Source organism: Kitasatospora sp. NPDC057965 (genome assembly GCF_042887135.1).
GTDB lineage: Bacteria > Actinomycetota > Actinomycetes > Streptomycetales > Streptomycetaceae > Kitasatospora.
Map to the genome: position 1 here is coordinate 189,026 of NZ_JBHVPZ010000015.1, position 14,696 is coordinate 203,721.

Annotated in this window: 8 protein-coding genes; 7 read left to right on the forward strand and 1 reads right to left on the reverse strand. The window is 75.4% G+C overall.

Annotation, left to right across the window (positions count from 1 at the left end; genetic code table 11):
- Positions 1-179 precede the first annotated feature (179 nt).
- The 6 genes from ACFVVU_RS21110 (at position 180) to ACFVVU_RS21135 (ending at position 5,973) form a co-directional block, all read left to right on the forward strand.
- Positions 180-1,046 (forward strand): 2,3-dihydro-2,3-dihydroxybenzoate dehydrogenase, encoded by an 867-nt coding sequence (locus tag ACFVVU_RS21110; RefSeq protein ID WP_387791497.1) that lies wholly within the window; start codon positions 180-182, stop codon positions 1,044-1,046.
- A 212-nt stretch (positions 1,047-1,258) separates the two neighbouring features.
- Positions 1,259-2,461 (forward strand): isochorismate synthase DhbC, encoded by a 1,203-nt coding sequence (gene dhbC, locus ACFVVU_RS21115; RefSeq protein ID WP_387791528.1) that lies wholly within the window; start codon positions 1,259-1,261, stop codon positions 2,459-2,461.
- Between the two features lie 92 nt (positions 2,462-2,553).
- Positions 2,554-4,242, forward strand: coding sequence for a (2,3-dihydroxybenzoyl)adenylate synthase (locus tag ACFVVU_RS21120; protein ID WP_387791530.1), 1,689 nt, complete (start codon positions 2,554-2,556; stop codon positions 4,240-4,242).
- An 83-nt stretch (positions 4,243-4,325) separates the two neighbouring features.
- The gene (locus ACFVVU_RS21125; RefSeq protein WP_387791498.1) at positions 4,326-4,958 is read left to right on the forward strand and encodes an isochorismatase family protein; all 633 of its coding nucleotides are present in this window, start codon (positions 4,326-4,328) and stop codon (positions 4,956-4,958) included.
- Between the two features lie 5 nt (positions 4,959-4,963).
- Positions 4,964-5,188 (forward strand): phosphopantetheine-binding protein, encoded by a 225-nt coding sequence (locus ACFVVU_RS21130; protein WP_030391815.1) that lies wholly within the window; start codon positions 4,964-4,966, stop codon positions 5,186-5,188.
- Positions 5,188-5,973, forward strand: a complete 786-nt coding sequence (locus tag ACFVVU_RS21135) for an AMP-binding protein (protein ID WP_387791500.1) — start codon at positions 5,188-5,190, stop codon at positions 5,971-5,973. Before ACFVVU_RS21130 ends, ACFVVU_RS21135 begins: the two co-directional genes overlap by 1 nt.
- 116 nt (positions 5,974-6,089) lie before the next feature.
- Here the strand turns inward: ACFVVU_RS21135 and ACFVVU_RS21140 are convergent, their stop codons facing one another.
- On the reverse strand, positions 6,090-7,247 hold the full coding sequence (locus tag ACFVVU_RS21140) for a M20 family metallopeptidase (RefSeq protein ID WP_387791502.1): 1,158 nt from the start codon (positions 7,245-7,247) through the stop codon (positions 6,090-6,092).
- Between the two features lie 129 nt (positions 7,248-7,376).
- Between ACFVVU_RS21140 and ACFVVU_RS21145 the strand changes: the two genes are divergently transcribed.
- Positions 7,377-14,618: an amino acid adenylation domain-containing protein gene (locus tag ACFVVU_RS21145; RefSeq protein ID WP_387791503.1), complete on the forward strand. Its 7,242-nt coding sequence runs from the start codon at positions 7,377-7,379 to the stop codon at positions 14,616-14,618.
- Positions 14,619-14,696 lie beyond the last annotated feature (78 nt).

A 14,696-nucleotide genomic window follows, 5' to 3' on the forward strand; every position in this document is an offset into this window, starting at 1 on the left:
GTCTCGATTCGACGCCGCGACCGTAACACTGGACGCAACGTTGCGTCCAGATTCATCGGCCGCCCGGCCCCGACGCTCCGCCCGCGCCACCGACCGTAGTTGACGCCCCCGCAGGGGTCGCCGGGCCGCGCGCAGCCTCTCGGCGGCCCCGAACAACTGTGTTAGGTTAGGCTTGCCTAATGTTGCTGGTCGGAGGGGATTTTCCTGTGCAACAGTCCGAACTCGCCGGCGCCGTCGCGATCGTGACCGGCGCCGGGCAGGGCATCGGCGCGGCCGTGACGCGCGCGCTCGTCGCCGCCGGCGCCGTCGTCGCCGCAGCCGACCGCAACCCCGGCCCACTCGCCGCCCTCGCGGACGAACTCGCGGACGAACTCGCGGAACGGCCGGGCGGCGCCCCGGGCGCGAGCGACCCGGCCACCGGCGGCCCCGTCCACCCCTACCTGCTGGACGTCACCGACGCGGCCGCCGTCGAGTCCACCGTCGCCCTGGTCGAGCGTCAACTCGGCCCGGTCGGGATCCTGGTGAACGTCGCGGGGATCCTGCGCGCCGCGCCGGTGACCGAGCTGAGCGACCAGGACTGGGCCGACACCTTCGCGGTCAACACGACCGGGGTCTTCCACGCCTCGCGCGCGGTCGGGCGACGGATGGCCGGGCGCGGCGGCGGTGTCATCGTCACCGTCGGCTCCAACGCCGCCGGCGTGCCGCGCACCGGGATGGCCGCCTACGCGGCCTCCAAAGCGGCGGCCACCATGTTCACCCGCTGTCTCGGCCTGGAGCTCGGCCGCTCGGGGGTGCGCTGCAACATCGTCTCGCCCGGCTCCACCGACACCGAGATGCAGCGCGCGCTCTGGCGCGACGACGCCGCGGCCGCCGAACAGCGCGTCATCGACGGCGACCTGTCCGGCTACCGGGTGGGCATCCCGCTCGGCCGGATCGCCCAACCCGCCGACGTCGCCGAGGCGGTGGCCTTCCTGGTCTCCGACCGGGCCCGCCACATCACCATGCACGACCTCTACGTGGACGGCGGCGCCACCCTGCGCGCCTGACACCCCGGCAGTCCGAACACCGTGCCGCCCGGGCAGCCGGACGCCCGGGCACCCGGTGGCCCGGACCGCCGCGCGGACCGCGACCCGGGACGAGCGGCGCCCGGACCCGCCGCCCCGCCGGGGACCGCACCCCACCGGGGCGCGCCCCGAACCACACCACCCGCCGACCGCCGCGAACAGCGACGCCCGGCGACCACTCGCAGACTGGGAGAATCCAGGTGACCACCGTGCACCACGCCCCCGCCGGGACGGACCACACCGTCATCGGCGCGGCCAGCGGGCTGCTGGGCCAGTATCGGGCCGCGCCCGACGAGGCGTTCTTCGCCTCCCCGACCCGCACGCTGCTCGCCGAGGGCGTGCACGCCCGGGTGCCCCAGGACGGGCGTCCGCTGGCCGAACGGGTCGCCGACACCCTCGCCCGGGCCCGCCGGGACGGCATCGAACACCCGCTGGTGGTGGGCGCGGTGGCGTTCGACCACGACGGCCGGGCGGAACTCGCCGTCCCCGCCCGGCTGCGCGGCTGCGGCGCGCTGCGCGACGACCCGCTGATCGCCCTGCCCGCCCCGGCCGCCGACCGGATCGACTGGAACGTCCGCCCGGTGCCCGCCCCCGAGGCGTACGGCGCCGGCGTCGCCGAGGCCGTGAACCGTCTCCAGGACGGCGAGTTGAGCAAGGTGGTGCTCGCCCGCACCCTGGAGCTGCAAGCCGACTGCCCGCTCGACCTGCCCGCGATCCTCCAGCGCCTCGCCCGCCGCGACCCCGGCGGCTACACCTTCGGCGTTCCGGCCGGCGGCGGGCGCACCCTCATCGGCGCCAGCCCCGAACTGCTGCTCTCACGCCACGGCGCCGCCGTCGTCGCCAATCCGCTGGCCGGCTCCGTGCCGCGCAGCGCCGACCTCGGCGAGGACGTCCGGCGCGCCGCCGCGCTGCTGGAATCGCCCAAGGACCTGCACGAGCACGCCTTCGTGGTGGACGCCATCCGCGCCGCGCTCGCCCCGTACTGCCGCACCCTGGACGTGCCGGAACGGCCCACCCTGGTGCGTACGGCCGCGATGTGGCACCTGGCCACCACCATCACCGCCGAACTGGCGGACCCGGCGGTCTCGGCCCTGGAGCTGGCCGTCGCCCTGCACCCGACCCCGGCAGTCTGCGGCAGTCCGACCCCGCTCGCCCGCGCGGCGATCCGCGAGATCGAGCCGTTCGACCGGGGCCTGTACGCGGGCATGGTCGGCTGGGGCGACGCGGACGGCGACGGCGAGTGGGTGGTCACCCTGCGCTGCGCCGAGGCCGACGAGCGGACGCTGCGGGTGTTCGCCGGCGCGGGCGTCGTCGCAGAGTCTCGGCCGGAGGCCGAACTCGCCGAGACCAGCGCCAAGTTCCGTACCTTCCTGGACGCCGCGGGGGTACCGCGGTGAGCGATCCGACCACCCCGGGGGACTCCGTGACCGAACCGCTCGACCTCGATCCGGCGGGCCCGGTGGACCAGCTGGACCGCGCGGAGGATCCGATGCGGCGGGTGCTCGCCGGATTCACCCCCTGTCCGGCGGAGTTCGCGGAGCGCTACCGGGCCGCCGGACACTGGCGCGGCGAGACCTTCGGCTCGATGCTGCGCGAGCGCGCCGCCGCTCACCCCGACCGGATCGCCGTCGTCGACCCGGTCGGCGGCGAGGGCGAGGACCCGACCCGCCGCTGGACGTACGCCGAACTCGACCGGCGGGCGGACCGGATGGCCGCCGGGCTGCGCGCCCTGGGCATCGGCCGCGGCGACCGTGTGGTGGTCCAGCTCCCCAACATCGCCGAGTTCTTCGAGGTGGTCTTCGGGCTGTTCCAGATCGGCGCGCTGCCGGTCTTCGCGCTGCCCGCGCACCGGTACACCGAGATCTCCTACTTCTGCGCCTTCACCGGCGCCGTCGGCTACGTCGTCCCGGCCGTCGAGGGCGGCTTCGACTACCGCGAACTCGCCACCCGGGTAAGGGCGGAGACGCCGTCCTTGCGGCACGTCCTGGTGGCGGGCGGCGACGCGGGCGCGCACACGCCGCTGGCCGCCGTCCCGGTGGACCCGGCCGGCGAAGGGGAGGAGCCGCAGCCCGAACCGGGTCCGGGCGACGTCGCCTTCCTCCAACTGTCCGGCGGCAGCACCGGGGTGCCCAAGCTCATCCCGCGCACCCACGACGACTACATCTACTCGCTGCGGGGCTCGGTCGAGCTCTGCGGCCAGGACGAGAACAGCGTCTACCTCGTGGTGCTGCCCGCCGCGCACAACTTCCCGCTCAGCTCGCCGGGTTCGCTCGGCACCCTGTACGCGGGCGGCCGGGTGGTGCTCTGCCCGCAGCCGAGCCCCGAGACGGCGTTCCCGCTCATCGAGCGCGAGGGCGTGACCATCACCGGCCTGGTGCCGCCGCTGGCGCTGCTCTGGCTGGAGGCCGCCGAGCGGCGCCGGGCGGCCGGGGCGCCGACCGGGCTGGAGAGCCTGGAGGTGCTGCTGGTCGGCGGTGCCAAGTTCAGCGAGGAGGCCGCCCGGCGGGTGCGCCCGGTGCTGGGCTGCACCCTCCAGCAGGTGTTCGGGATGGCCGAGGGCCTGGTCAACTACACCCGGCTGGACGATCCGGAGGAGGTCATCATCACCACCCAGGGACGCCCGATCTCCCCGGACGACGAGGTGCGGGTGGTCGACGACCAGGACCGTGAGCTGCCCGACGGCACCACCGGCCACCTGCTCACCCGCGGCCCCTACACCATCCGCGGCTACTGGAACGCGCCTGAGCACAACGCCAACTCCTTCACCGCGGACGGCTTCTACCGGACCGGTGACCTGGTCCGACGCACCGCCACCGGCCACCTGGTGGTCGAGGGGCGGGCCAAGGACCAGATCAACCGGGGCGGCGAGAAGGTCGCCGCCGAGGAGATCGAGAACCACCTGCTGGCCCATCCGGCCGTGCACGACGCCGCGGTGGTCTCGATGCCCGACCCCTACCTCGGCGAGCGCACCTGCGCCTACGTCGTGCTGCGCGAGGAACACCGCGCGCGCCCGCCGAAGTCCGTCGAGCTGAAGCGCTTCGTGCGGCAGCGCGGGCTGGCCGACTTCAAGGTCCCGGACCGCGTCGAGTTCGTCGACGCCTTCCCCGCCACCGGCATCGGCAAGGTCAGCAAGAAGGACCTGCGCGCCGCCATCGCCGCGGGCCTCGCGACCGGCTGAACGCCCGACGTCCGCGACGTCCGCGACGTACCCGAAGTCCCCGAAGTACCTGAACTCCCCGACACAGCTAAGGAAGCACCGCCGTGGGCCTGCCCCGCATCCCCTCCTATCTGATGCCCGCCGCCACCGACCTGCCGGTCAACCGGGTCGACTGGACGGTCGACCCGTCCCGGGCCGTGCTGCTGGTGCACGACCTGCAGAACCACTTCCTGAGCGCCTTCGACACGACGGCCGCGCCGGTCACCGAACTGTTCGCCAACATCAACCGGCTGCGGGCCTGGGCGGCCGAACACGGCGTCCCGGTCCTCTACTCGGCGCAGCCGGGCGGTCAGACCCCCGAACAGCGCGGCCTGCAGCAGGACTTCTGGGGCCCGGGCATCCCGGACGACCCGCGGGCGGCGGCCATCGCCGACGCCGTCGCCCCGGCCGAGGGCGACCGGCTGCTCACCAAGTGGAAGTACAGCGCCTTCGTCCGCACCGACCTGGACGAGCTGCTGCGCGAGCACGGGCGCGACGAACTGGTGATCACCGGCGTCTACGCCCACATCGGGGTGCAGGCCACCGCCTGCGACGCGTGGATGCGCGACGTCCGGGCGTTCGTGGTGGCCGACGCGGTTGCCGACTTCGGCGCGGACGAGCACCGCGCCGCGCTCACCTGGGTGGCCGGACGCTGCGGCGTGGTCACCGCCACCGATGCCGTACTGGAAGGGAAGTGACGGGCATGGCCTTCACCGTGGAGCGGATCCGGGCCGAGGTCGCCGACCTGCTCGGCGAGGACCCGGCGGACATCCCGCTGGACGAGAACCTGGCCGACTGGGGCCTGGACTCGGTGCGGCTGATGGCGCTGGCCGAGCGCTGGCGGGCCGAGGGCGCCGAGGTGGCCTTTCTGCAGTTGGCCGAGCGCCCGGCCGTCGAGGCCTGGGCCGAGCTGCTCGGCGCGTCCTGATGGAGCCCGGCCCGGGGGCGCCCCGGCCCGCCGGGGTGCGGCGGTGGCCGGCGACCACGGCGATCGGCCCCTTCGAGGCGCAGGCCGCCCGGACGCCGGACGCCCCGGCGCTGCTGCCGGCCGGTGCGCCGCCGGTGAGCTACGGCGCGTTGAACGCGGCGGCGAACCGGACGGCGCGCTTCCTGGCGGAGCGCGGCGCCCGCCCCGGTACGGTCGTCGGCCTCGCGCTCACTCGCCCGGCCGACCTCGTGCCGGCGCTGCTGGCGGTGGCCAAGTCGGGGGCGGCGTATCTGGCGCTGGACCCGGACGACGCGCCGGGGCGGCTGGCCTGGCTGCTGGCGGACGCGTCGCCGGTCTGTGTGCTGGGGGAGGGGGTGCGGGACGCGGAACGGCCGGCCGCCGCCGAACTGGCCGGCCGGGCGGTCACCGACCCGCCCCGGGCACTCGCCCCGCAGCACCCGCTCTGTCGGGCGTACGGCCCGGGCGGGTGGCCGGCGGGGGTGTGGACGACGCACGCCGAGGTGGACCGCCGGGTGCGCGAGCTGCAGGCCGCGTACGGGCTCGGGCCGGGCGACCGGGTGCTGCAACTGGGGCTGCCGCTGTGGGAGTTCCTGTGGCCGCTGTGGACCGGGGCGGCGCTGGTGCTGGCCGATCCGGACCGGCCGGGCGAGGTGGGGGAGCTGGTCCGGGACGCCGGGGTGACGGCCCTGCGGGCCGCGCCCTCGGTGTTCGGAGAGCCACTGCCCGAGCCGGGACCGGTGCACCTCGTTCCGGAGCGCGGCTGACGACTGACAGCTGACGGCTGACAACTGACAGCTTTCAGATGACAGATAACAGCTGACGGATTCTGAAATCTGTCAGCTGTTATCTGTCAGCCGTCAGCGCACCGCCGCCACCGCCGTCACCGCCGCCCCGCCGCGAAGTCCGCCGCCGTCCACGCCATGGCGACGGCGCCCCCCACGATCGCCCGGTCCGCCGCCGGTGAGACGGCGGCTTCGGCGAACGCCGCCTCGTGCGGGCCGCAGGCTCCGCCGGTGATGTCCAGCACCGGGTGGATGGCCGGCAGCACGTGCGAGACGTTGCCCATGTCGGTGCAGGCGAACGGTCCGCTCTCGACCGGCTCCGGACGCCCGACCGCCGCCGCGTTGGCCCGCCACAGGCCGAGCAGCCCGGCGTCGCTGCGGAAGTCCAGGTAGTCCGGCTCGGGCCGGGTCAGCTCGACCTCGCACCCGGTGGCCAGCGCGCCCGCCCGGAAGCAGTCCTCGACCCGGGTACGCAGCTCGGCGAGGTCCTCGGCCACCGAGGCGCGGATCTCGTACTCGGCCGCGGCGCTGTCGGGGATGAGGTTGGGCGCAGTCCCGGCGGCCGTGGTGATGCCGTGCACCCGCCAGTGCGACGGCAGCTGCTGGCGCAGCAGCCCGAGGGCGACCTGCGCGACGGTGAGCGCGTCGGCGGCGTTGCGCCCCTCGTGCGGATCGAGGCTCGGGTGGGCGGCGCGGCCGGTGTAGCGCACGGAGAGGGTGCCGAGCGCGAAGGAGTGGAAGTCGGCGACCTCCACCGGACAGGGGTGGACCATCATCGCGGCGTCCACGCCGTCGAAGGCGCCCGCGTCCAGCAGCAGCGCCTTGCCCGCCCCGCGCTCCTCGGCCGGGGCGCCGATCACCCGCACGGTGAGCCCGAGCCGGTCCGCGTACGGGGCGAGACCGAGTGCGGCGCCGAGGCCGGCGGCGGCGATGAGGTTGTGGCCGCAGGCGTGGCCGAGCCCGGGCAGCGCGTCGTACTCGCAGACCACGGCGACGGTGACCGGACCGGACCCGAGGCGCGCGTCGAAGGCGGTGGGCAGGCCGTACGCGCCGGGCGCGACGGAGTACCCGTGGGCGCGCAGCAGTTCGGCGCACCACTCGGCGGCCCGGTGCTCCTCGAACGCGGTCTCCGGGTGGGCGTGGATGCGGCGGCTGAGCGCGAGCAGTTCGTCCCGGTGGGCGAGGACGCGCTCGCGCACCGCCTCCTTCACTCCCGGGTCGGCCACGGCCGGCTCGCTCGCGTTCAGGGGGGACATCGGCGCCTCCGGGGGCGTCAGGGCCCGCCTCCCGGCGGGCTGTTGACCAGACGATATGTAGATAGCTTAGGCTAACCTAAGTAGGCAGTAGGCGTTCCGTTGCGCCGGACCCGAGGAGCTCTCAGAACCATGCGTCGCCACCAGGCCGCGTCCGACCCCGTCGCCGTCCCCGCCGCAGCCGACGTGCCGCTGCTCGCCACCCAGGCGGCGATCTGGTACGCCCAGGCGCTCGACCCCGACAGCCCGGTCTACAACACCGGCGACGCCGTCGAGATCACCGGCCCGCTCGACGCCGAACTCTTCGAGACCGCCCTGCGCCGGACCGTCGACGAGGCGGACGCGCTCGGCGCCGTCGTCGTCACCGACGGCGCCGCCGGCGAGGCCCCGCACCAGCGCCTGGTCCCCGGCCGCCCCTGGCCCCTGCACCACCTCGACCTGCGCACCGACGCCGACCCCGAGGCCACCGCCGAGACCTGGATGCGCGCCGACCTCGCCCGCCCCGTCGACCTCGCCGAGGGCCCGCTGTTCACCCAGGCCCTCATCCGCCTCGACGACCGGCGCCACTGGTGGTACCAGCGCGTCCACCACCTCGCCGTCGACGCCTACGCGCTCACCCTCCTCGCCGGCCGGGTCGCCGAGCTCTACACCGCGCTCGCCACCGGCGCCCGCCCCAGCGACCGCACCTTCGCCACTCCCGCGGAGGCCGCCGCCGAGGAGGCCGCCTACCGGACGAGCCCGGACCACGCCGCCGACCGGGAGTTCTGGCGCACCCGACTGGCCGGCGCCGACGCCCCCGCCACCCTCCCCGGCGGCAGCACCCCCACGGCCGCCCCCACCGGTACCCCTACGGCCCCACCCCGCCTCACCGCCGAACTGCCCGCCGGCACCCTGCCCCGCCTGGAGGCCGCCGCCAGGGCCGCCCGCGCCACCTGGGCCGAACTCGTCATCGCCGCCACCGCCGGCTACCTGCACCGCCTCGCCGGCACCGAGGACGTCGTGCTCGGCCTGCCGCTCGCCAATCGCCGCGGCCCCGCCGCCCTGCGCACCCCGATCGCCACCGCCAACGTGCTGCCGCTGCGCCTCGCCGTCCACCCCGGCGACAGCGCCGCCGAACTGCTGCGCCGCGTCGTCCTGGAAGTCCGAGACGTCCGCCGCCACCAGCGCTACCCGCTGGAGGACCTGCGCCGCGACCTCGCCCTCACCGGCACCCGCCGCGCCCTGTTCGGACCGATGGTCAACATCAAGGCCTTCGAGGGCGACCTCGACCTCGCCGGCCTGCCCGGCACCGTCCGCAACCTCGCCGCCGGCCCCGTCGACGACCTCGCCCTCGCCGTCTCGCCCGGCCCCGGCGGCGCCCTGCGGATCGGCCTCGAAGCCCACCCCGACCGCTACGCCGCCGACACCCTGGCCGCCCACCTCGACGGCCTGCTGCGCTACCTCGACGGCCTCGCCACCCTGCTGCTCGACGACCCGCACACGCCGATCGCCAGGATCGACCTGCTCGACGAGGACGCGCTGCGCCGGGCCACCGTCGGCCGAACCGAGCCCCCCGCCACCCGCACCGTGCCCGAACTGCTCGCCGAGCAGGCCGCCCGCACCCCGGACGCGGTCGCCCTGCGTTGCGGCGCCACCACCCTCACCTTCGCCCAACTCGACGCCGCCGCAAGCCGCCTGGCGCACCGCCTCACCGCCCTCGGCACCGGTCCGGGCACCCCCGTCGCCCTCGCCATGCCGCGCGGCGCCGACACCCTGGTCGCCATGTTCGCCGTGCTCAGGGCCGGCGGGGCCTGCCTCTCACTCGACCTCGCCCACCCCCGGCAGCGGATCGCCGACATCCTCGACGACACCCGCCCGGTCTGCGCCGTCGGCACCGCCGAGGCCCTCGCCGCCCTCCCCGGCGCCGCCGGACGCCCCGCCGTCGCCCTCGACGACCCGGCCGTGCGCGCCGACCTCGCCGCGCCGCCCGCAGCGGCGCTCCCCATCGGACCGCTGCCCGCCCCCGACCCCGCGCACACCGCCTACCTGCTGCACACCTCCGGCTCCACCGGCCGCCCCAAGGGCGTCGTCGTCACCCACGCCTCGCTCGCCAACCTGCACGCCGGCCACGGCGAGGACCACATCGCCCCCGCCGTCGCCCGCACCGGCCGCGAGCGCCTGCGCATCGCCCACAGCGCCTCCTTCGCCTTCGACGCCTCCTGGGACCCGGTGCTGTGGATGCTCCACGGCCACGAACTCCACCTGCTCGACGACGACACCTACCGCGACCCGGCCGCCCTCGCCGCCCACGTCCACCACGAGCGGATCGACTACCTCGACGTCACCCCCTCCTACCTCGAAGTCCTGCTCGCCGAGGGCCTGCTGGCCGAGGACCGGCACCGCCCCGCCGTGATCGCGGTCGGCGGCGAGGCCACCCCCGAACCGCTCTGGCGCCGCCTCGCCGCCGTCGACGGCCTCACCCCCGTCAACCTCTACGGCCCCACCGAGACCACCGTCGACGCCTACTCCTGGACCCCGGGACCGGACGGCACCCCCGTCGGCCGCGTCGTGCGCGGCTCGCGCGCCTACGTCCTCGACGGCTCGCTGCGCCCCGCCCCCGACGGTGCCACCGGCGAGCTGTACGTGGCCGGCGCCTGCCTGGCCCACGGCTACCTCGGCCGCCCCGACCTCACCGCCGAGCGCTTCCTCGCCGACCCCTACGGCCCGCCCGGCGCCCGGATGTACCGCACCGGGGACCTCGCCCGCCGCCGCCCCGACGGCACCCTCGAATTCCTCGGTCGCGCCGACGACCAGGTGAAGATCCGCGGCTTCCGGATCGAGCCCGGCGAGATCGCCGCCGTCCTGGGCGAACTCCCCGGCGTCGACCGGGCCGTGGTGATCGCCCGCCCCGGCCCCAGCGGCAAGCGCCTGCTCGGCTACGCCGTCCCCGCCGCCGGCGCCGTCCTCGACGCGGCCGCGCTGCGCTCCGCCCTCGCCGCCCGGCTGCCCGAGCACATGGTGCCCGCCGCAGTCCTCGTCCTCGACAGCCTGCCGCGCACCGGCAACGACAAGCTCGACCACCGCGCCCTGCCCGAGCCCGAGTCCACCACCGAGACCCTTGGCGGCGCCGCGCCCGCCACCCCGCAGGAGGAGATCATCTGCGGGCTGTTCGCCGACCTCCTGGAGCGGCCCGGACTGCCCTCCCGTGAAGCCGACTTCTTCGACCTCGGTGGTCACTCCCTGCTCGCCGGACGGCTCGCCGCCCGGCTGCGCGAGGCCCTCGGGGTGGCCGTCGGCTTCGCCGACGTGTTCCGCAACCCCACCCCGGTCGCCCTCGCCGCCCTGCTGCGCGAGCGCTCCGCCCCCGAGCCGCGCCCCGCCCTGGTCCCCGTCGAGCGCACCGGGCACCTGCTGCTCTCCCCGGCCCAGCGGGGTCTCTGGTTCCACTACCGGCTCGAAGGCCCCAGCCCCACCTACAACATCCCGCTCGCCCTCACCCTCGCCGGACCGCTCGACCGCGACGCCCTCGCGCTCGCCGTGACCGACCTCGCGGCCCGGCACGAGACCCTGCGCACGGTCTACGGCGAGTCCGCCGACGGCGAGCCGTACCAGCGGATCCTGCCGCCCGCCCCCGTCGAGCTGCACCGCGGCACCGGCCCGCTCGCCGACGCCGTCCGTTACGCCTTCGACCTCGGCGCCGAACCGCCGCTGCGTGCAAGCCTGTTCGACAACCCCGACGGCACCCGCACCCTTCTGTTGCTGCTCCACCACATCGCCGCCGACGGTGCCTCCACCACCCCGCTGGCCCGCGACCTCGCCGCCGCCTACGCCGCCCGCCTCGCCGGCCGATCCCCCGAACTTCCGCCCCTCGACATCCAGTTCGCCGACCACGTGGCCTGGCAGGCACGGCTGCTCGGGACCGCCGAAGCACCCGGCCCGCTCGCCGTACGCCAACTCGACCACTGGCGCAAGACCCTGGCCGGCCTGCCCGACCAGCTCGACCTGCCCACCGACCGCCCCCGGCCCGCCGTCGCCTCCCACCGCGGCGCCACCGTGCCGTTCCGCCTCGACGCCGACGCCCACGCCGCCCTGGCCGCACTCGCCCGCACCACCGGCACCAGCGTGTTCACCGCCGTCCAGGCCGGCCTCGCCGCGCTGCTCAGCCGGCACGGCTGCGGCACCGACATCCCGATCGGCACGCCCGTCGCGGGCCGCGAATCCGACGAAACCGCCGCCCTGGTCGGCTACTTCGTCAACTCCGTGGTGCTGCGCACGGAGACGTCCGGCGAGCCGACCTTCCGCGAGCTGCTCGGCCGCGCCCGCACCGCCGTCCTCGCCGCCCACGACCACGCCGACCTGCCCTTCGACCGCCTGGTCGAGGAGCTCAACCCGCCCCGCTCGCTCGCCCGGCACCCGCTGTTCCAGGTCATGCTCGCCTGGCAGTCCGTCCCCGACCGGGAGTTCGAGCTCGGCGGCGGCCTCACCGCCACCATTGCCGCGATCCCCTCCGGCACCGCCAAGTTCGACCTCACCCTCAACGCGGGCGAACTGCGCGAGGGCGGCATCGCGGGCTTCCTGGAGTACCGCACCGACCTCTTCGACGAGGCCGCCGTCCAGGCGCTGGCCGAACGCCTGGCCCGGCTGCTCACCGCCGCCGCCACCGACCCCGACACCGCCGTCGGCCTGCTCCCGCTGATCAGTGCGCAGGAGCACCACCGCGCCCTGGTCGAGTGGAACGGCACCCCTGTCGCCTCACCGCCCGATGCGGCAAGGGCCGGCGCCACCCTGCCCGAGCTCTTCGAGGCCGCGGCCCTCGCCCACCCTGCGGCGATCGCCGCCAGTTGCGATGGCGAATCGCTCGACTACGCCGAACTCGGCGCCTGCGCCGACCGGTTGGCCCGTCTGCTGGCCGCCCGCGGCATCGGCCCCGGCACCATCGTCGCGCTCGCCCTGCCGCGCTCCCTGGACCTGGTCGTCGGCCTGCTCGCGGTCGCCAAGGCCGGCGCCGCCTACCTGCCGCTCGACCCCGAGTACCCGGCCGACCGGCTCGCCTACATGCTCTCCGACGCCGCCCCGGCCGCGCTGATCACCGATCGCGCCACCGCGCCCCGGATGCCCGAGCACCACGTCCCGCAACTCCTGGTCGACGGCGGCGAGTCGGACCGCTACCCGGCCGTCCCGCTCGCCCAGCACGAGCGCACCCGGCCGCTGCGCGCGGAGGACACCGCCTATGTGATCTACACCTCCGGCTCCACCGGCCGTCCCAAGGGCGTGCCGGTCACCCACCACAACGTCGTCCGGCTGTTCTCCGCCACCGACCACTGGTTCGGCTTCGGCGCCGAGGACGTCTGGACGCTCTTCCACTCCTACGCCTTCGACTTCTCGGTCTGGGAGCTGTGGGGCGCCCTGCTGCACGGCGGCCGGCTCGTCGTCGTCCCGCACCTGGTCAGCCGCGACCCGGCGGCCTTCCTCGACCTGCTCGCCCGCGAGCGGGTGACCGTCCTCAACCAGACGCCGTCCGCCTTCTACCAGCTCAGCGCCGCCGACCGGGAACGCCCCGGCAGCGAACTCGCCCTGCGCTACGTGGTGTTCGGCGGCGAGGCACTCGAACTCGGCCGCCTCGACGACTGGTACGAGCGGCACGCCGAGGACGCGCCCACCCTGGTCAACATGTACGGCATCACCGAGACCACCGTGCACGTCTCCTACCTGGCCCTCGACCGCGCGAGCGCCGCCGCCGGCACCGGCAGCACCATCGGCGTCAACATCCCCGACCTGCGCGTCTACGTCCTCGACCCGTACCTGCGGCCCGTGCCGCCCGGCGTCACCGGCGAGATGTACGTCGCCGGGGCCGGCCTCGCCCGCGGCTACCTCGGCCGTCCGGCGCTCAGCTCCGAGCGCTTCGTCGCCGACCCGTACGCCGAACTGTTCGGCGAGCGCGGCACCCGGATGTACCGCTCCGGTGACCTCGCCCGCCGCCGCGCCGACGGCGTCCTGGAGTACTTCGGCCGCGCCGATCAGCAGGTCAAGATCCGCGGCTTCCGGATCGAACTCGGCGAGATCGAGGCCGTGCTCGCTTCTCACCCGGCCGTCGCCGACGCCGCCGTGATCGTCCGCGAGGACGTGCCCGGCGACAAGCGCCTGGTCGGCTACGCCGTCCTCGCCCCCGGCGCGGAGCCGGCCGGCGCGGAGGAACTGCGCGCCCGGACCGCCGCCGACCTGCCGGTCCACATGGTCCCGTCCGCCGTGGTGCTGCTGGACCGCCTCCCGCTCACCGCCAACGGCAAGCTCGACCGGCGCGCGCTGCCCGCCCCCGATGCCCCCGAGGCCGGCACCGGGCGGCCCCCGCGCAACCCGCGCGAGCAGCAGCTCTGCGAGCTGTTCGCCGAGGTCCTGGGCGTCCCGGCGGTCGGCGTCGAGGACGACTTCTTCGCCCTCGGCGGCCACTCGCTGCTGGTCGTCCGGCTCGCCGGCCGGATCCGCGCCGTGCTCGGCCTGGAGGTCGGCATCGGCACGCTGTTCCAGGCACCCACCGTCGCCGCCCTGGACGCCGCGCTCGCCGCCGACACCCCCGGTGCCGACGCGCTGGACGTCCTGCTGCCGCTGCGGCCCACCGCCCCCGGCCGGCGCAACCCGCTGTTCGCCGTCCACCCGGCCGGCGGCCTCAGCTGGTGCTACACCGGCCTGATCCGCAACCTCCCGGCCGACGTGCCGATCTACGGCCTCCAGGCACAGGGTGTCGGCGCCGCCACCGCGGGCGAGCCGCTGCCCGCCACGATGGAGGAACTGGCGGCGCACTACGTCGACCGGCTGCGGGAGGTCCAGCCCGAGGGCCCCTACCGGCTGCTCGGCTGGTCCACCGGCGGCATCATCGCTCACGCCATGGCCGCCCGGCTGGAGGAACTGGGCTGCGCGGTCGAGCTGTTGGCCGTGCTCGACGCCTACCCGGCCGAGGGCTTCCGCGACCTGCCCGTCCCGGACCAGGCCGAGGCCCTGGAGGCGCTGCTCACCATGGGCGGCTACGGTCCGGAGGACCTCGACGGGCGGCCGCTCGAACTCGGCCACGTCACCGAGCTGCTGCGCCGCGAGGGCAGCCCGCTGGCCGGCCTGGACGACGCCACCGTCGAGGCGCTCAACCGGATCTACCTCCACATCAACCACCTGGTGCGCCGCTACGACCACCGCCGCCTCCGGGGCGACGTGCTGTTCTTCCGCGCCACCGTCGACACCATCGACGAGACCCTGGTGCCCGAGCTGTGGACGCCGTACGTGGCCGGGCGGATCGCCAACACGGACGTCGCCTGCTCGCACAAGGACATGACGCTGCCCGAGCCGATCGCGCACATCGCGGGCGTCGTCGCGGAGCACCTCGCCGCCCTCGACTCCCGCTCCTGACAACTGACAGATAACAGATAACGGATGACAGATTTTGAAATCTGTCAGCTGTCATCCGTCAGCCCGCCCACCGACCAC

Bases quoted from the DNA above. Each gene is read 5' to 3' on its own strand.
- ACFVVU_RS21110 (WP_387791497.1), top strand. From the start codon at position 180: ATGTTGCTGGTCGGAGGGGATTTTCCTGTGCAACAGTCCGAACTCGCC.
- ACFVVU_RS21120 (WP_387791530.1), top strand. From the start codon at position 2,554: ATGCGGCGGGTGCTCGCCGGATTCACCCCCTGTCCGGCGGAGTTCGCG.
- ACFVVU_RS21130 (WP_030391815.1), top strand. From the start codon at position 4,964: ATGGCCTTCACCGTGGAGCGGATCCGGGCCGAGGTCGCCGACCTGCTC.
- ACFVVU_RS21135 (WP_387791500.1), top strand. From the start codon at position 5,188: ATGGAGCCCGGCCCGGGGGCGCCCCGGCCCGCCGGGGTGCGGCGGTGG.
- ACFVVU_RS21140 (WP_387791502.1), bottom strand. From the start codon at position 7,247: ATGTCCCCCCTGAACGCGAGCGAGCCGGCCGTGGCCGACCCGGGAGTG.
- ACFVVU_RS21145 (WP_387791503.1), top strand. From the start codon at position 7,377: ATGCGTCGCCACCAGGCCGCGTCCGACCCCGTCGCCGTCCCCGCCGCA.